We start from the raw sequence: 18363 nt of genomic DNA, 5'->3' as shown, positions 1-18363 counted from the left end.
CTAAATGCGCCGGTTTTTTTATGTCAGCGTGCCGTTGGTCTGAAGGGTTAGCTTACCGCCCAGATAGGGTGCCAGAACCTCGGGCAGGGTGACCGTCCCATCCGCATTCTGACCATTTTCCAACACAGCTATCAGGCAGCGCCCCACGGCCAGGCCCGAACCATTCAGGGTATGGACATATTCTGGCTTGCCCCCGGCCTCTGGCCGGAAACGCGCATTCATGCGGCGCGCCTGAAAATCCCCGCATGTCGAGACCGAGCTGATCTCGCGATAAGTATTTTGGCCCGGCAGCCACGCCTCGATGTCGTAAGTGCGTCGTGCACCAAAGCCCATGTCGCCGGTGCACAAGATCACGGTGCGATAAGGAATGCCCAGCTTTTCAAGAATGCCTTCGGCGCAGCGCAGCATACGTTTCTGTTCATCATCCGACTTGTCCGGATGGGTGACCGAGACCATCTCGACCTTTTCGAACTGGTGCTGCCGCAGCATCCCGCGTGTGTCCTTGCCCGCCGATCCAGCCTCGGACCGGAAGCACAGGGAATGGGCGGTATAGCGGCGGGGAAGATAGCTTTCCTCGATCATCGTGTCGTTGACGATGTTGGTCAGTGAAACCTCGGAAGTCGGGATCAGCCACCAGCCTTCGCGGGTCTGATAGCTGTCTTCTCCAAACTTCGGCAACTGGCCGGTGCCCTGCATCATTTCCGAGAGAACCAGAACCGGGCCGTTGACCTCGGTCAGCTCGTTCTCATTGATATGGGTGTCCAGCATGAACTGCGCCAAAGCGCGGTGGATGCGCGCGACGCCGCCCGAAAGCAGCACAAAGCGCGAGCCGGAGAGTTTGGCAGCCGTCTCAAAATCCATGCCATTCTGAACGGCATCGATTTCAAAATGCTCTTTCGGCGCGAAATCCAATTCGCGTGGTGTGCCCCAGCGGTTGATCTCGACATTGTCGTTCTCATCCGCGCCTTCGGGCACATCCTCGGCGGGCAGGTTCGCGATGCGGATCAGCTGGTCGGCCAGCAGAGCGTCCAGATCCTTGGCTTCGGTCTGCATCCGGGCCACTTCGGCCTTTTTCTCGGCGACCAGAGCGCGCAGGCGTTCGAATTCAGCTTCATCCCCGCGCCCTTTGGCAGCGCCAACCTCCTTGGAGGCCTTGTTCTGCTCGGCCTGAGCTGTCTCAGCAGCCAGAATCTTGGCGCGGCGGCTTTCGTCCAGCCTCAGCAAGTCTGACGACACCGGCGCGTCCCCGCGGCGCGCAAGGGCGGCGTCGAAGGCGGCTGGGTTTTCGCGTATGGCGCGGATGTCGTGCATGGTTCAGATCCTTAACTGCGTGAATCACTGAATCCGCTTATGCACCATCTGAATGGCAGGGTGTAGCACCGGTTACGACTTATCCGATTCCTCGTGGGATTCATGCGCCAGATGGCCATCCCACTCTTCGGTTGGGATTTTCGGCTCGGGCGGGTCGGCCATGTACGAAGGTGTCATGATCTGCACGTTATTCTCATTGAACACGGCCACGATGTTGCGATGCAGGTCCGAGCGGATTTTCGGGATGATACTGCCCCGCGTGGTATAACCGTTGATCTGATAGTTTATCGCGTAATCGGCCAATGCGGTCCATAAAACAAAGGGTTCGGGCTTTGCCTTGATCCCCTTGGTGCGATGGGCGGCTTCTATCAGCATTGCCTCAACTTTCTCGGGTGGCTCTTCGTACCCGATGCCTACGGTCGTGTGCAGCAGCAATCCGCTACCGTCGGTTCTCTTCGAGAAATTCACCACGTCCGAATTCATCAACTGGGCGTTCGGGATCGAGATCAGTTCGTTCTTGATGGACTTCAGATGCGTCTCCATCAGCTTGATCTGCACCACATCGCCAATATGTTCCCCGATCTGGATCCGATCCCCGATCGAAGTTGAGCGGCGATAGATCACGAAGAGCCCCGCCAGCATGTTCGAGACGACCGAGTTTGCGCCCAGCGACAGCATGGCACCAACCAGAATCGTCAGCCCCTGAAACGCCGCCGAGTCTGACCCGGGGATGTAAGGGACAGCAAAGACCAGAGCGATCAGGATAACGACGACGCGGGCGATGTTGAAGGTCGGGTTCACCCAGTGGCTTTCAAAATCGCCCATGTCAAAGGTTCCCGCCTCGACGGCGTCAAAGAACACACGCATGCCCCGGATAATATACAGCGTTATCCATGCGATCAGTATCAACATGATCAGGTTTGGGATGTAGCTGAGGATGCCTTTGAAGATTAGCAGGACCGGCTCGGTCAAGTAGGTCAGCAGGAGTTGCGCGAAATAGCGCGTCTCGGCAAAGGCAAGCAGAACGAAGGAAAGGTAGTAGTAGAAGCCGAGGAAAAAGATCACCAGCAGGACAAAATTCAGAGCATACCGGATCAACGCGGCGATGGCCTCGGCCTGAACGCTTTTTGCGGTCGCGGTTTCGACATCCTTGAGGTAACGCTTGACCAGTTTCAGCGTACGGCGGCGAATGCGCCGGTGCAGCCACAGGATAACGACGACAAAAAGCGCGAATCCAGCTGTCCATGCCAAGGCTTCGATGGCACCCGAAACACGCGCCTGTTCGGTGCGGTTTGCGCGATAGCTTTCAATGGATTGTTTAATAGCGTCGCCGTGCAACAAACTGAGAACGTTCAAGTCCATCTGCTCAAGCTCGGAATCGGCATCGGTCACGATCGAAACTTGAACACCATCAGCAAAGATTCGAATGCCGAACTCTGAGTCCTCGAAGGTTATAGAGACCTGCTCGGCGTCTGAGGCCTCGGCGATTTCGATGATCTTGTTCTGTACACTCGCGGCACGTTCCGGAGCGGGCAGCGCGCTGGAGCCGCGCAGGTGAAACAAGGTGTCGCCGTCAACGATAACCGGGGCCTGAAAAATCTCTGATTCAGTGTCTTCTATCGCAGGCTCTTCGCTAGTGGCGTTCTGTGCCCATACGGGCGACGCCAGAAGACCTATACAGGTTGTCACGAGCATCAGGCGAACAAACGCGCCAAGGGTCTGGATTGATTGAATCATTAGGCCTCCTGCCACAGGACTATATCTGACTGGAAGGGTCTGCCTAGAACATATCTGCAACGTCCGGCAGCAAACCTTTGAACCCGATGGTCGAAATGGGGCCAGGTTTGCTTGCAAACCCATGTTTCAAAGCATAGGTTCCCGCAAACTTTGCAGAGAGCTCTCTGCATCATCAGAACAAAGGAATATCCCATGGAAGGTGGCGCAATCGCCCAGTTTCTCCCGCTGATCCTGATCTTCGCGATTATGTATTTTCTGCTGATCCGTCCGCAGCAGAAAAAGATGAAGGAACATCAGGCCATGGTCGAAGCCGTGCGCCGGGGCGATCAGGTTGTCACCCAAGGCGGGCTGATCGGCAAGGTATCGAAGGTCAAGGAAGGCGATAACGAGATCGAAGTCGAGATCGCCGAGGGCGTTAAGGTTCGCGTGGTGAAATCGACCATCGCTCAGGTTCTGAACAAGACCGAACCTGCGAAGTAACTTCGCGCGACAATTCCTTGAAAAGGCAGGGTAATGCTGCAAATTGATTCCTGGAAGCGGGTTCTGATCTGGTCGGTCTGTGTGATCGGTCTGTTCCTTGCCCTGCCGAATGCGTTTTATACGCGCGTAGAACAATCTAACGATGCCAAGGCTGCGATTGAGCTGGGCATTGATACACCTGAAATGCAGGCCGAGGCCGCGCAATGGCCGAACTGGCTGCCGTCGTCTCTGGTCAATCTCGGGCTCGACTTGCGCGGCGGCGCGCATTTGCTTGCCGAGGTCAAGGTTGATGATGTCTACGAATCCCGGATGGAGGCGATGTGGCCCGAAATCCGCGACGCGCTGCGTGATGAACGCGCGACGGTCGGCACGATCCGCCGTCAGGATTCGGCGCCTGACGAGATTCGCGTGCGCATCAGCCAACCCGAGGGCATGTCCCGCGCATTAGAGGTTGTGCGCGGTCTAGCCCGACAGGTGCAGACGCTGACCGGGGCAGGGGCAACAGATATAGAGGCCCGCGCTGAGGGGGACACTATCGTTGTCCAACTGTCCGAGGCCGAAAAGCTTGCTTCGGATGACCGCACCGTGCGCCAGTCCCTTGAGATCATCCGCCGTCGGATCGACGAGGTTGGCACACGCGAACCAACGATCCAGCGTCAGGGCGCTGATCGTATCCTGATACAGGTGCCCGGCATCGGCAGCGCCGGGGAGCTCAAAGAGATTATCGGCACGACGGCACAGTTGACGTTCAATCCTGTCGTTGGGCGCGGGACTGACCCGGATGCCATTCCGGGCGTTGGTGAGAAGCTTGTGCCATCGATCGATGAAGATGGTGTGTACTACACTCTGGACGCCGCACCCGTTGTGACCGGTGAAGAATTGGTCGACGCGCAGCCATCCTTCGACCAGAACGGCCGCCCTGCGGTCAGCTTCCGGTTCAACACCTCTGGCGCGCGCAAATTCGGCGATTACACGCTAGAAAACATTGGCGCACCCTTTGCTATCGTCCTGGATGACGAGGTGATCTCGGCCCCTGTAATCCAAAGCCATATCCCAGGTGGTTCGGGCATCATCACTGGCAACTTCACAGTTGAAGAAAGCACCAATTTGGCCGTTCTGCTGCGCGCAGGTGCCTTGCCTGCAGGTCTGGACTTCCTCGAAGAGCGCACCATCGGCCCTGAGCTGGGTCAGGACAGTATCGACGCAGGTAAAGTCGCGACAATCGTGGCCTTTGTCGCCGTGTTGGTATTCATGGCTCTAAGCTACGGCCTGTTCGGCATCTTCGCCAATATTGCGCTGATCCTGAACGTGGGGCTTTTGTTTGGCCTGCTCTCACTGATCGGCGCCACGCTGACCTTGCCCGGGATCGCGGGTATCGTGCTGACCGTCGGCATGGCAGTTGACGCCAACGTGCTGATCTTCGAGCGTATCCGCGAAGAGCTGAAATCTGCCAAAGGTCCGGCGCGTGCCATCGAGCTGGGATACGAAAAAGCGCTTTCGGCCATTCTGGACGCAAACGTGACCACATTCATTACCGCAACCATCCTGTTTGCCATGGGCAGTGGTCCCGTGCGCGGCTTCTCCATTACGCTTGGTCTGGGTATTCTGACCTCGGTCTTCACCGCGATCTTTGTGACGCGTCTGATGATCGTGATGTGGTTCGAACGCCGCCGTCCGAAAACGATCGAGGTTTGACATGAGACTGAAACTCGTACCCCAAAACACCTCGTTCGATTTCTTTAGCCGTTGGAAGGTCTGGCTGGGCATCTCGGGTTTGATGATGGTGATCGCATTCACGTCATTCCTGCTGCAAGGGCTGAACTTCGGCATCGACTTTCGCGGCGGCACCACGATCCGGACCCAAAGCGCGCAAGAGATCGACGTCGGCGCCTATCGCGACGCCATCGCGCCGCTTGAGCTTGGCGATGTGACTATCACCGAGATTTTTGATCCCACCTTTGGCGAGGATGAAAACGTCGCGATGATCCGCATTCAGGCACAGGACGGGGCCGAAGCTGTGGCGGCCGCAACCGTCACAGCCGTCGAAGAAGCGCTGACCGTTGCCGCGCCGGATATCCAGTTCGTCTCGGTAGAATCGGTTGGCCCCAAGGTTTCGGGTGAGTTGATCCAGACCGCGGTCATTGCGGTCGCCTTGGCGATTGGCGCAGTGCTTGTCTATATCTGGCTTAGGTTCGAATGGCAGTTCGCACTCGGGGCGGTCGCCGCGTTGGTGCATGACGTGATCCTGACCATCGGCATCTTCTCGGAACTACAAATCCGTTTTGACCTGGCGATCATCGCCGCTCTACTGACTATCGTCGGCTATTCGCTGAACGACACCGTGGTCGTCTTCGACCGGGTTCGCGAAAACCTGCGGAAGTACAAGAAGAAAGACCTCAAAGAGGTGCTGAACATCTCGATCAACGAAACGCTCAGCCGGACGGTGATGACCTCTGTGACCACGCTGCTGGCGCTGATCTCGCTCTATGTACTGGGCGGAGACGTGATCCGAGGCTTTGTCTTCGCGATGATCTGGGGCGTGATCGTCGGGACCTATTCGTCGGTCTTCGTGGCCTCGACCATCCTGCTGTGGCTGGGGGTCAAGCGCGACTGGTCGAAGCCGTCGAATACGGCGGGCAACCAGTTTGCCAACATTGATGCCTGAGTATTTCGGCCAGACCCCAACCGGTCTGGCCGTTATTATTTTCGCCGCCTTTGTTGGGGGCATCGTGCGCGGGTTCTCCGGCTTTGGGACGGCCCTGATCTTCCTGCCCATCGCCAGCCCGTATCTTGGCCCCTTCGGTGCCATCATCGCGCTGACGGTCATGGACATATTTGGCCCGATCCCGAACCTGCGCCGCGCATGGACGGTTGTTGACAAGGCAGATCTGATGCGCCTTTTGGTCGGGTGCGCGCTACTTCTACCGGTTGGCTTATGGCTGCTGACCCGGACCGATCCCGAAGTGTTTCGCTATATCGTCAGCCTGATTTCATTGTCGATGCTGGCCGTTCTGGTTTTTGGTCTGCGCTACCGGGGAGCGGTATCGCGTGGCATGGTTGCTGCGATCGGCGGGGCTGCAGGGCTACTTGGCGGGGTAGCCGGGATACCGGGGCCTGCTGTCATCCTGTTTTATATGTCACGGCCCTTACCGGTTGAGATCATCCGCGCGACGATCCTGCTGTTCCTGTTTGCTTTCGATTTGCTGATCCTCGGATATCTCGGCGGGATGGGGCGTCTTTCGATCGCGAGCATCGGATTGGGCCTTGCGCTTGCGGTTCCCAACATTGCGGGCAACTGGCTGGGGGGCTGGATGTTCCGACCCGAGTACGAGAACCTCTACCGCGCTGCAGCCTATCTGGTGATTGCAACAGCGGCCTTGTCCGGCCTGCCGCTTTGGGGCTAGAACCCTGCACATGCGCCTGAACGAGATCAAATATACAAACGCTCAGCCGGTTGATGGCTATGGCCCCGGGTTCTTTCGGATAGGCGGGGAGCTTCATGATGGGGCAGTCCTGACCGGCCCCACCGGTACATCGGCTTGGGCGGGTTACTCCGACGCCCAGACCCTGCTGGCCTTGTCCGAACATGTCGACGTTCTGTTCATCGGTACAGGCAAAGAACTGACCCACATCCCAGCCGACTTGCGCACCACATTGGAAGAGGCAGGTCTGGGTGTCGAAATCATGAACTCTCCGGCGGCCTGCCGCACCTACAACGTGCTGCTTTCCGAAGGCCGCCGCGTTGCGCTTGCGCTGATCCCGGTCTGAGAATCTGTTCTTGCTCTGGCTAAAAATATCCCGGGGAGTGTGAGGGGCTGGCCCCTCACTGCGACCCAACCGGCCGCTCTGCGGCAATTCCGACCTTTTGCCCACACGCACAATCCGCTAAGCGGGCTTCATGACTTTAAAGGTAACCGATCTGGCCATCGCACGCGGCGGAGTTCCCGTGCTCGAAGGGCTGAGCTTCTCGCTTGAGGCAGGAAGGGCGCTGATCCTGCGGGGACCGAATGGGATCGGAAAGACAACATTACTGCGTACGCTTGCGGGCCTGCAACCGCCGCTGGCAGGGCAAATCGTCGGGGCAGAAGACCAGATCGCATACGCGTCTCATTCCGACGGGTTAAAACCGACCCTGACCGTTGTCGAAAACCTCAACTTCTGGGCGTCGGTCTTTGGCACCCGTGATATCCAGCACGCCCTTGATGCGTTTGAGCTGAACGAGTTGGCTGACCGCCATGCGGGTAACCTTTCGGCGGGGCAGAAACGGCGTCTGGGATTGGCGCGTATGTTGGTTACTGGCCGCCCGATCTGGATGCTGGACGAGCCGACGGTCTCGCTGGATCGTCACGCCGTGCAGATGTTTGCGGATGCGGTGCGCGCGCATCTGGGGCAGGGTGGTTCGGCCCTGATTGCGACCCATATTGATCTTGGCTTGGACGGAGAGGTTCTGGACGTTGGCCCCAACAAGGCCAAGCCCAAACCTATCGACGATTTCGACGGAGGTTTCTTGTGATCGCCTTATTGCTGCGTGATCTGAAATTGGCCTTCCGTGCGGGGGGTGGCTTTGGCCTCGGTCTTGCTTTCTTCCTGATCGTCACCGTTTTGGTGCCATTCTCGGTTGGCCCGCAATCTTCGCTGCTTTCGACCATCGCACCGGGCGTTCTTTGGCTGGGCGCGCTTTTGGCGTGTCTGCTGTCACTTGATCGCCTTCTGGCGCTGGATTGGGAAGACGGCTCGCTTGATCTGCTCGCGACCGCGCCGCTTCCGTTGGAATCAGTTGTTACCGTCAAAGCGCTGGCCCATTGGCTAACCACCGGATTGCCGCTGGTTCTGGCCGCGCCGTTCCTAGGCGTGTTGCTAAACCTGCCTGTACCCGGGTTTTCGTGGCTAGTGATCTCACTGCTCCTCGGTACTCCGGCGATGAGCGTTATCGGCACCTTTGGCGCGGCCCTTACTGTTGGTCTAAAACGGGGCGGTCTGCTACTGTCGCTTCTGGTTTTGCCGCTCTACGTGCCGACTTTGATCTTCGGAGCCGAGGTCGCCCGACGCGGTGCGACAGGCATGGAGACGCAAACGCCCCTGCTAATGCTGGCAGGGATTACCGCCGCAACGGTCGCACTTTTACCCTTTGCCAGCGCAGCGGTACTGCGCATCAATCTTAGGTGATGGCCACAAAGCTTGACTGAGGTCAATTGAGAACCACGCCGACTCGGACTAGATAGAGCCCATGACAATCGCAGCCAAAGCCAATGCCCTTTGGGAATACGCCAACCCGCGTAAGTTCCTCGCGACCAGCGAACGGGTCCTTCCGTTCTTCTGGATCAGCTCAGGTCTTTGTCTGGTCGTCGGATTGATCTGGGGCTTTTTCTTCACCCCGGATGACTACAAACAAGGCTCGACCGTAAAGATAATCTACCTGCATGTACCTGCCGCGTTGATGGCGATCAATTGCTGGCTGATGATGCTGGCAACTTCGCTGGTCTGGTTGGTGCGTCGCCACCATGTCAGTGCGCTGGCTGCCCGCGCCGCTGCGCCCATTGGCATCGTGATGACGCTGATCGCATTGGCCACCGGAGCGATCTGGGGGCAGCCCATGTGGGGGACATGGTGGGCCTGGGACCCGCGCCTGACATCGTTCCTGATCCTGTTCCTGTTCTATCTAGGTTATGTCGCGCTTTGGGAAGCGATCGAAGATCCGGATACAGCGGCGGACCTGACCTCGGTCCTTTGCCTTGTGGGTTCTGTCTTTGCGTTCCTCAGCCGGTATGCGGTGAACTTCTGGAATCAGGGGCTGCATCAGGGGGCTTCGGTGATGCGCGCCGGGGCGATCACAGGCACGGATACTGAGGAGAAGGTAAGCAATATCTACTTCTATCCACTGCTGCTTTGCATCATCGGCTTTGTACTGCTGTTCATTGCGCTGGTCTTCTATCGTACGGGCACAGAAATTCGCGCCCGCCGGACCAAGGCGCTTATGGCGCGTGAAAGGGTGAGCGGATGATGCCTGATCTTGGAAAATATGCCGATACCGTCTTGTGGTCCTATGTCGTATCAATCGGACTTCTGATCGCATTGGTGGGTTTCAGCGTGATCCGGGGCCGTAAGGTACGGGCCGAGATGGAGAAGGTTGAACAAAGGATGTCACGCAATGGCTAAGATTTCGCCCCTGATGATCGCGCCTCCGCTGATTTTCGGCGCCTTCGCTGTACTCGCGGGCATCGGCATGTTCCGCGACGATCCTAACGCCTTGCCCTCGGCGCGCGAGGGTCAGCCAGCGCCGCCGGTTGTACTGACCGAGTTCGCGGGCAAACCGGGCTTCGATGATGCCACATTGCGTGATGGCGAGGTCAAGCTGGTCAACTACTGGGCCAGTTGGTGTGCACCATGCCGCGTCGAACACCCCAATCTGCAGGCTCTGTCTGACGAGGGTATCCCCGTCTATGGTATCAACTACAAAGATCAACTGGACAACGCCGAAGGATTTCTTGCTGAACTGGGCGATCCCTATGCCGGTATCGGTCGGGATGAACAGGGCCGAATGGGGCTGGACTGGGGCGTCTACGGTGTGCCCGAAACCTATGTGATCGACGGTGAGGGCACGATCATCCTGCGCTGGGCTGGTCCGGTCACTCAGCGGGTGATCGAAAGCACGATCCGCCCAGCGCTTGAGAAAGCCGCAGGTGGCTCATAAGCGATAGCCACCGGTGACGCCCAGAACCTCACCAGTGATGAAGGATGCGGCATCGGACGCCAGAAACCTGACGACTTTGGCGATATCCTCGGGCTTTCCCGCGCGACCTAAAGCGGTTTCTTTGACAAACAGCGCGGTCAACTCCTCGGACCGGGGCGCTTCGGGGATGTTGATCGCACCCGGCGCGACTGCATTAACGCGTATCCCCTTTGGCCCAAGCTCCTTAGCCATGGCGTGGGTCCATAGATTCAGGGCGGCCTTGCTTGCCCCATAGGTCACCGCATCCCGAGGCGGCAAGACCGCGTTCATGGATGAGATACTGACGATTGAGGCGTCGCGTTTCAGATGTGGTAGCGCAGCAGCCAACAATGCGGCGGGGGCCAGCAGGTTCAAATCCAGAATGGCGCGGTGGTCCTCGGCTCGAAATTCCTCTTTGGGGGTAGATTTCACAAGGCCGGCATTGTTGACGATCACATCCAGCCGTCCAAACCTCTCGATCACCTGCGAAATCACGCTAGCCGGCTGGTCGGGCGCAGATAGATCAGAGCGTATGGCCAGAACATCCCCACCCAGTAGCTCGGGCGTGGGTTTACTCGACAACCAAGTAAACGCGACGCGGTGATCACGGCTGAGGTCTTCGACGATTGCACGCCCAATTCCGCGTGCACCGCCGGTTATCAATGCGACTTTGTCCATAATCGTAGGAAATCGGTAAAATGGCCGGGATTCAAGCCGTTACTTACGGACCAAAATCCAGATCATCGCGCCGATGAATGCAAAGGTGGTCAGATTCATAAGCGTATCCGTCAGATCACCGATCAGCATGGCTCAGCCCCTCTTCTCGTAGCCCTCGGAACAGGCAGACCATCAGCAGAACCGAGATGAACACAAAGGGCAGCGCCCCGAGTGAGATCAGGACTTTGACCGATTCCACCGAGCCCGACAGGATCATCGCGACACTCAACAAGCCCAGCAATGCACCCCAGATCAGCCGCACGCGCGGGGGCGGGTTTTCATCCCCCTGGGACGAGAATGTACCCAGCACAAAGGCCGCGCTTACAACGCTGGTTACGATGAACAGAAACGCCGCTGCTACGGTTGCAAGTATTGTGATCTGCGATAAGGGCAAACGGTCGAGCAGGGCGAAGGTCACACGCTCGATGTTTGTTTGCGTATAGGCCAGCAGTTCACCGGCGCCGTTGAGCGCTTCGAACAGACCGATGCCGCCAAAGGCACCGAACCAAAGGATCGAGAACAGCGTGGGCGCAAAGAGTACTCCGATCACGAATTCCCGGATCGTGCGACCGCGAGAGATACGCGCGACAAACACACCAACAAAAGGTCCCCAGGCGATCCACCAGACCATATAGGTGAGGGTCCAGTCGCTGAACCATTTGGTGACGTCATCGCCGAAGAAGGTGAAGGTCTGAAAGCCCCGAGGGATGACATTGGTGACGTAATCGCCGAACCCTTGAACCACGGTATTCAATAGATACTCGGTGGGGCCGAGGACCACTGTATAGGCCACAAGGCAGATCGCGATCAGCATTGCCGCATTCGACAAGCGCGCCATGCCTTGGCCGAGGTCGATCAACAGAGCAGGGATGTAGGCTGCGACCATCGCCAGGAAAACAACGCCGATCAGAAGGGCACCAACCGTTTCCCGGCCACCCAGAACCGCAATCCCGTCCGCAACCTGGAACACGCCCATGGCCATTGAACCGCCAACACCGATAGAGATTGCAACAATGGCCATGAAATCCGACAGCCACCCGACCCGCTCGGCCCAGCGTTCTCCTGGGAACAGGCTTTTGATCGGTGCACTGACCATCATGCCTGTCCCGCGCCGAAAGCTGAAATAAGCGATGGTCAGCGCGGTCGAACCGTAAATCGCCCATGCGTGCAGGCCCCAATGGAAGTTTGTTGCCAGCATGGCCTGCTGCGCGGCGACATAGTCGGGTGCCATGCCCGAGATGAAGTTGAAATGGGTCAGGGGCTCGGCGACCGCCCAGAACAGCAGTCCAACGCCCATTCCTGCGGAGAACAGCATTGAGATCCAGGTGGCGGTCGAGAACTCGGGCTCTTCATCATCTCGGCCCAAACGGATTTTGCCATAGGGCGAAAAGGCCAGAACCAAACACCCGATCAACATGCCCGAGGCCGCGAGCATCACGAACCAACCGCGACTGTGGAAGGTTTGTTGCACGATGCTGTTGGCCCAAGTCACCAAGCTTTCGATATCGATGACGCCCCAGATCCCGATCACGGCGATGACGCTAAGCGAGCAAACCAGTAGGGCGTTGGGCTTTTTCATGGTGATGGAATTCCGAAGACTGTCTTGCCCAACAGTTTCAGATTTTTGAATAAATGGCCAGAAAACAAAACCCCCGGCGCAGGGCCGGGGGCTGAGGTTGGATATCAACCTGCTGATTTATGACGCTTTTGCGAGATTGCGCAGCACGTATTGCAGCACACCGCCGTTTTCGATGTATTCGATCTCGGGCGCGGTATCGATGCGGCACTTCAGGGTGATCGTCTTTTCGGTACCATCTCCGTAAATGATGGTGCAGGGCACTTCCTGCAGGGGCTCAACTGAATCCAACCCGTGGATCGATACGGTCTCATCACCCTTCAGACCCAGTGTCTTGCGGGTATCACCATCGGTGAATTCGAACGGTATGACGCCCATGCCTACCAGGTTTGAACGGTGGATGCGCTCAAAACTCTCGGCGATCACTGCCTTGACGCCAAGCAGAGCTGTGCCCTTGGCCGCCCAGTCGCGTGACGAACCTGCACCGTACTGTTCGCCGCCAAAGACGACCAGCGGGGTGCCTTGCTCCTGATAGGCCATCGATGCTTCGTAGACCGAGGTTTGTTCACCATCCGGGCCTTTTGTATAACCGCCTTCGACGCCATCCAGCATCTCGTTCTTGACGCGGATATTGGCGAAGGTGCCGCGCATCATGATCTCGTGGTTGCCACGGCGTGAGCCATACGAGTTGAATTCGCGCGGCTGAACCTGACGATCGGTCAGATACTTCCCGGCAGGTGTCGTTGTCGCAAACGAACCGGCGGGCGAGATATGGTCGGTGGTGATCATGTCACCCAGGATCAGCAGAACCTTTGCACCATCGATATTCGAGATTGTGCCCGGCTCAGGCCCCATGCCTTGGAAATAGGGAGGGTTTTGAATGTAGGTTGACGTCGGTGGCCAATCATAGGTTTCCTGTTGTGGAACCTCGACCTCCTGCCATTTCTCGTCGCCTTTGAAGACATCGGCATATTTCGACTGGAACGCCTCGCGGGTCACGGTTGCCTCAACCAATTCGGCGATTTCGCTTTGGGTCGGCCAGATGTCTTTCATGTAGACATCGTTGCCAGCCTGATCCTGTCCAATCGGTTCCGAAGTCAGGTCGATGTCCAACGTACCAGCCAAGGCATAAACCACTACCAGCGGCGGTGAAGCCAGATAGTTGGCGCGCACGTCGGGCGAGATGCGGCCTTCGAAGTTGCGGTTGCCTGAAAGAACCGAAGTGGCAACAAGATCGCCTTCGGCAATCGCTTCGCTGATTTCCCTTTGGATCGGACCCGAGTTGCCAATACAGGTGGTGCAGCCATAGCCAACAAGGTTGAAGCCGATCTTGTCCAGATCTTCCTGCAGACCCGCAGCCTCCAAGTAGGCGGACACAACCTGCGAGCCGGGCGCCAATGAGGTCTTTACCCACGGTTTGCGATCCAATCCCAGCGCGGCGGCTTTACGTGCAACGAGGCCCGCGCCGATCATCACATACGGGTTCGACGTGTTGGTGCAGGAGGTGATCGAGGCGATCACGACTTTGCCCGATTCCATGCCGTAGTTTTCGCCTTTGACCTCTATTTGTTTGCCCATCGGGCGTTTGAAGGTCTCGGCCATTTCCTTGGTGAATGCGGCCTTGGCGTCAGTTAGTGCGACATAATCCTGCGGCCGTTTCGGGCCCGAGATCGCAGGAACAATTGTGCCCATATCCAGCGACAGAGTGTCGGTGTAGATCGGAGCGTAATCGGCATCGCGCCAGAAGCCGTTTTCCTTGGCGTAGGCCTCGACCAATGCGATGCGGTCTTCGTCGCGTCCAGTATTGCGCATATAGCGCAAGGTCTCGCCGTCAATCGGGAAGAAACCACAGGTCGCGCCGTATTCGGGGGCCATGTTGGCGATGGTTGCGCGATCGGCCAAGGGCAAGCGGTCCAGACCTTCGCCGAAGAACTCAACGAATTTACCAACCACGCCTTTCTCGCGCAGCATCTCGACGACTTTCAGGACAAGGTCGGTTCCCGTTGTGCCTTCGACCATCGAACCGGTCAGCTCAAAACCCACAACCTCGGGGATCAGCATCGAGATCGGTTGACCCAGCATCGCTGCCTCGGCCTCGATCCCGCCAACGCCCCAGCCCAGAACGGCCATGCCGTTGACCATGGTGGTGTGGCTGTCAGTACCAACAAGTGTATCGGGATAGGCGACTTCTTCGCCGCTTTGGTCCGTGTCTGTCCAGACGGTCTGCGCCAGGTATTCCAGGTTTACTTGGTGGCAGATTCCGGTGCCGGGAGGCACGACGCGGAAATTGTTGAACGCGTTCTGACCCCATTTCAGGAACTGATAGCGTTCCATGTTGCGCTCATATTCGCGGTCCACGTTCATCTGAAACGCGCGTGGGTTGCCGAACTCATCAATCATGACCGAGTGGTCGATGACCAGATCGACCGGGTTCAGCGGGTTAATCTTTTGCGCGTCCCCACCAAGGCCCTTGATGCCGTCGCGCATCGCTGCCAGATCCACCACGGCCGGAACTCCGGTAAAATCTTGCATCAGTACCCGGGCAGGGCGATAGGCAATCTCACGTGGGTTCTTGCCACCGTTGGCACCCCATTCGGCAAAGGCTTTGATGTCATCGACGGAAACCGAGAACCCGTCATCTTCGAACCGCAGCATGTTTTCCAGAACCACTTTCAGCGCGGCAGGCAGATTCGAAAAATCGCCTAAGCCTGCTTCTTGCGCGGCTGGAATCGAATAATAGGAAATGGATTTGCCATTCACGTTCAGGCTGCGGCGTGTCTTGGCGGTGTCCTGTCCGACCTTGATGGGCATCTGTGGCCTCCCTCTCAAATGACTTGGAATACGGGCTTCGCTAAGGGTTATCTGCATTACCACACCAGTTGTTTCAAGGTGCAACGGGCAGTTTGGGTGGTTTTTTGTATACCATTGCACACATTTTGTCGAAAGCTTGTGTCTGAGGTCTCAAGAAACCTTGATTGGCAGTTTATTCGGTTCCGACTTAAACCTTTCAGGCAATCATCCTCTATTGAGAGAAAACATGCTCAGATCAGTCGCTGCGACCGCGTTTGTTTCACTCTTTCTTGCTGCCCCGGCTCAGGCGCAGGATGATCCGGTGGTGGTCGAACTGTTCACCTCGCAGGGGTGCTCGTCCTGCCCGCCAGCAGACCGGATCATGCATGAATTGGCCAAGCGGGATGATGTAATCGGTCTGGCGTTGCATGTGGATTATTGGGACTACATTGGCTGGAAAGATGAATACGCCAATCCCGACCACACCGATCGTCAGCGCGCCTATGCACGTGAAGGCGGGCGGACGATGATCTACACGCCGCAGATGGTTGTGAATGGGCAGCAGGATGTGGTTGGGGCCAAGTCAATTGAACTGAACCGGCTAATCGATGCACACCTGACTGCTCCGCCCGAGGCCGAGGTCAGTGCCACGCGTATCGCGAACGAAGTATCCATGAATGTCGTTCCGATCGAGTTACCAGACGACGAAACCTATGATGTTCGGATTGTGCAGTATTCGCCGATGCGTCGCACCTCGATCCGGCGTGGCGAATTGGCCGGACATGATCTGGATTATGCAAACGTGGTCGAGAATTGGCAGATTGCCGGTCGCTGGGATGGCCAAACACCGCAGAGTTTCACCGCAACATTGTCATCGGAATTGCCTGCCGTTGTACTGATCCAGCGCAGTGGCCATGGTCCGATCGTGGCCGCAGCGCGGGTTAAGTGATCAGGGCATATCCTTTGGCTGGACCCCCAGTCCCCTCCAGGACTTCCAGCGCCGATGAATCCAGAACCATTGTCCCATGTGCTGACGCACCATCGCTTCCAGGTCGTCATTGGTGAACTGGGTCATGGTTTTGGCATCAGTATGCGGGACCGGGTCGTGCAGGACGATCTCAAAATCGATCCCGTTGGGTTGGCGCACTGCATAGCAGGGGATCAGCACAGCCTTGTATTTGATCGCAAGTTCCGCGTTCAGCACCGAGGTGACGGCGGGTTTGCCGAAAAAGGTCAGCTCCTCACCACCATGCGCATGCAGGTCGGATACAATGGCAATGATGCCTCCGCTTTTCAGTGAACGGACCATTTCGACCATACCTCGGCGGCCCTGTTCGAACATGGGCGACCCGGTCTGATAGAATGCCTCGACATACATGTCGTTGAAATATGGATTTGCCATGCGGCGATAGAGGCTGCCGATGGGTTTACCGCTACGCGCCTGCAGCGCGACCCGCGCGGCCAGATAGTGCCCGAAATGCGCAGTGATCATCATCACTGGACGCCCTTCCGCCACGGCGGCATCAAATGCTTCGACACCCGAGCCCGATACTTTGGCCTTGCTTTGTCGCTCGATGAAACCGTCGGCTGAAAAATGCTCCATGATCGCGCGCCCGGCATTGTCAGGCACGGCGCGGCAGATGCGTTTGACCTCGGCCTCGGGCAGGTCTGGGCAGGTGAGTTTCAGGTTGCGGCGCACGCGGGTTCGAAACCCGACAATGGGGGCAAGCCAGCGCACAATCGCGCCCATCGCTCCGATGCGGCGCTCATATGGCAGCAGGCGCATGCCGCGGATTACGCCGGTCAGAAACAGGTTGGCGACGTAGTATTTTCCAAGCTCAAATCGGCTTAGTTCCGACTTTTCGACGGGCATGGGGAGAGACACCTGAGCGTTGTGAACTGCGCGACGAGACATACAGGCCCCATCGTGCGATCACAAGTGGTCGCGCCTTGCCGGACTATTCTGCATTCTCCTCTGCCTCGACCAGTGCGATCGCGCCCTCGTCCAAAAGCGCGCGGATGGCTGCAACGATCTGCGACATCGCTTCTTCACTGTCGGATTGTTTGACCTTGCCACGTTCGGCCATTTCTTCCCGTAAGTTGTCCGCCATGCGAGAGGACATGTTGGCTAGGAAGAACTCGACCGTGGCGAGGTCTTCGTCGCTATTGGCTCCGGCCAACGCCGTGATGAGAACGGGTTGATCCACACCGCGCAGAATCGCTGGAACATCGCGGGGTTGGATGCGCGAGGGCACATGCGAAAAGATGAAGATCGATTGCCGGACGGTATCCGCAAAATCGGCGTCTTCTTCGTCCAACGCGGTCAGCAAACCATTACGCGTCGCCGCGGCTGACTGGTTGAGGATCGCGCCCACACGCTCACCCGGCCCATCCCGAAAGGCGGGCTCGGGGCGTTGATCCAGCTGAGCGGCCAAGGACCATCCGATCCGCTCTACCGCCTCGGGCGTCACGTTGGCCGTTTTCGAGACTGCATAAGTTATCCGTCGCGCTGTGGGGCCGGGCAGGTGGCCCAACAACTGGGCAGCCTTGGCGGTTTCGAGTTTCGACAGCATAACGGCGGCGACTTCTGTGCTTTCAGCTTTGGCCATTTCGGCCAGATCTTCTGAGGGTACTTCGCGCAAACGCTGCCATGGGTCACCGATCTGCCTCACGCCAGCTACCTTGCGCAGCCGGGCGGCGGTGGCTGGGGCGATCTTGCCGTTCACCGCGTCCAGAGCGCCGGCTAGCCCATGTGGAAATGCAAGCCCTACGCCATCCAGCGCATCGGCAAATTCCTGTGCGACGGCGGCCAACGTTACCCGGTCAACCAACCCCATCTGTCCAAGTTGGTGAGTAAGTTGTTCCTGCAGTGAATCGGGAAGCTCTTCCAACGGGATATCCGCCCCCTCGTTCAGCAGCAGCCGAACCACAACCGCGGCTTTCTCTCGGTTGCTGAGGGCGCGCGGCAGAACACGTGGCGCATCATCGTCTTGTTCAACGACCGGGGTTTGCGTGCCCGGCGTCATCTGCACCATTAGGTTCG

The 18363-nt window shown here is 57.8% G+C and carries 18 protein-coding genes; 11 read left to right on the top strand and 7 right to left on the bottom strand.

The genetic code is table 11. The features are described from left to right. Positions 1-18: 18 nt before the first annotated feature. A complete protein-coding gene (gene serS, locus ACR0BT_RS04680) occupies positions 19-1311 on the bottom strand; it encodes a serine--tRNA ligase (RefSeq protein ID WP_480762609.1) in 1293 nt (430 codons plus the stop codon). A gap of 72 nt (positions 1312-1383) precedes the next feature. After that, on the bottom strand, positions 1384-3048 hold the full coding sequence (locus tag ACR0BT_RS04675; RefSeq protein ID WP_480438678.1) for a mechanosensitive ion channel family protein: 1665 nt from the start codon (positions 3046-3048) through the stop codon (positions 1384-1386). A 192-nt stretch (positions 3049-3240) separates the two neighbouring features. On the opposite strand from ACR0BT_RS04675, the gene yajC reads away from it, so the two are divergent. The 10 genes from yajC to ACR0BT_RS04625 all read left to right on the top strand — a co-directional run bounded on the left by yajC (position 3241) and on the right by ACR0BT_RS04625 (position 10219). Then, positions 3241-3528, top strand: a complete 288-nt coding sequence (gene yajC, locus ACR0BT_RS04670; protein ID WP_155151194.1) for a preprotein translocase subunit YajC — start codon at positions 3241-3243, stop codon at positions 3526-3528. A 33-nt stretch (positions 3529-3561) separates the two neighbouring features. After that, a complete protein-coding gene (secD, locus tag ACR0BT_RS04665) occupies positions 3562-5223 on the top strand; it encodes a protein translocase subunit SecD (RefSeq protein WP_170403231.1) in 1662 nt (553 codons plus the stop codon). Position 5224: 1 nt separating this feature from the next. Continuing rightward, positions 5225-6193, top strand: coding sequence for a protein translocase subunit SecF (gene secF / locus ACR0BT_RS04660; protein ID WP_170396385.1), 969 nt, complete (start codon positions 5225-5227; stop codon positions 6191-6193). Next, positions 6186-6932, top strand: coding sequence for a TSUP family transporter (locus ACR0BT_RS04655; RefSeq protein ID WP_170597973.1), 747 nt, complete (start codon positions 6186-6188; stop codon positions 6930-6932). The genes secF and ACR0BT_RS04655 overlap by 8 nt, the downstream gene beginning before the upstream one ends. 10 nt (positions 6933-6942) lie before the next feature. Next, a complete protein-coding gene (locus ACR0BT_RS04650) occupies positions 6943-7296 on the top strand; it encodes an Mth938-like domain-containing protein (RefSeq protein ID WP_480762608.1) in 354 nt (117 codons plus the stop codon). A gap of 130 nt (positions 7297-7426) precedes the next feature. Continuing rightward, complete coding sequence (gene ccmA, locus ACR0BT_RS04645) at positions 7427-8041, top strand: heme ABC exporter ATP-binding protein CcmA (RefSeq protein ID WP_170403218.1); 615 nt, start codon at positions 7427-7429, stop codon at positions 8039-8041. After that, positions 8038-8694 (top strand): heme exporter protein CcmB, encoded by a 657-nt coding sequence (gene ccmB, locus ACR0BT_RS04640; RefSeq protein ID WP_170396393.1) that lies wholly within the window; start codon positions 8038-8040, stop codon positions 8692-8694. Before ccmA ends, ccmB begins: the two co-directional genes overlap by 4 nt. 61 nt (positions 8695-8755) lie before the next feature. Then, positions 8756-9529 carry a heme ABC transporter permease gene (locus ACR0BT_RS04635; protein ID WP_170396395.1) on the top strand — a complete coding sequence of 258 codons (774 nt, stop codon included), beginning with the start codon at positions 8756-8758 and terminating at the stop codon, positions 9527-9529. Continuing rightward, entirely contained in the window at positions 9526-9684 is a 159-nt protein-coding gene (gene ccmD, locus ACR0BT_RS04630) for a heme exporter protein CcmD (protein WP_170422269.1), read from the top strand. The genes ACR0BT_RS04635 and ccmD overlap by 4 nt, the downstream gene beginning before the upstream one ends. Continuing rightward, positions 9677-10219 (top strand): DsbE family thiol:disulfide interchange protein, encoded by a 543-nt coding sequence (locus tag ACR0BT_RS04625; RefSeq protein WP_170396396.1) that lies wholly within the window; start codon positions 9677-9679, stop codon positions 10217-10219. Before ccmD ends, ACR0BT_RS04625 begins: the two co-directional genes overlap by 8 nt. Here the strand turns inward: ACR0BT_RS04625 and ACR0BT_RS04620 are convergent. The 3 genes from ACR0BT_RS04620 to acnA form a co-directional block, all read right to left on the bottom strand. Beyond that, entirely contained in the window at positions 10214-10915 is a 702-nt protein-coding gene (locus ACR0BT_RS04620; protein WP_170422266.1) for an SDR family NAD(P)-dependent oxidoreductase, read from the bottom strand. The genes ACR0BT_RS04625 and ACR0BT_RS04620 overlap by 6 nt on opposite strands. A gap of 115 nt (positions 10916-11030) precedes the next feature. After that, on the bottom strand, positions 11031-12533 hold the full coding sequence (locus tag ACR0BT_RS04615) for a BCCT family transporter (protein ID WP_170422264.1): 1503 nt from the start codon (positions 12531-12533) through the stop codon (positions 11031-11033). Between the two features lie 117 nt (positions 12534-12650). Then, on the bottom strand, positions 12651-15341 hold the full coding sequence (gene acnA / locus ACR0BT_RS04610) for an aconitate hydratase AcnA (protein ID WP_170396402.1): 2691 nt from the start codon (positions 15339-15341) through the stop codon (positions 12651-12653). Between the two features lie 226 nt (positions 15342-15567). On the opposite strand from acnA, the gene ACR0BT_RS04605 reads away from it, so the two are divergent. After that, positions 15568-16269: a DUF1223 domain-containing protein gene (locus ACR0BT_RS04605; RefSeq protein WP_170512892.1), complete on the top strand. Its 702-nt coding sequence runs from the start codon at positions 15568-15570 to the stop codon at positions 16267-16269. Here the strand turns inward: ACR0BT_RS04605 and ACR0BT_RS04600 are convergent, their stop codons facing one another. Continuing rightward, the gene (locus ACR0BT_RS04600) at positions 16270-17193 is read right to left on the bottom strand and encodes a lysophospholipid acyltransferase family protein (RefSeq protein ID WP_170396406.1); all 924 of its coding nucleotides are present in this window, start codon (positions 17191-17193) and stop codon (positions 16270-16272) included. Positions 17194-17278: 85 nt separating this feature from the next. Continuing rightward, a complete protein-coding gene (locus tag ACR0BT_RS04595) occupies positions 17279-18355 on the bottom strand; it encodes a flagellar motor switch protein FliG (RefSeq protein WP_480762691.1) in 1077 nt (358 codons plus the stop codon). Positions 18356-18363 lie beyond the last annotated feature (8 nt).

This window comes from Ruegeria sp. CJ6, from assembly GCF_056536665.1.
Note: the sequence above shows the minus strand (reverse complement) of the source record. Positions and strands in the feature narration are given on the sequence as shown.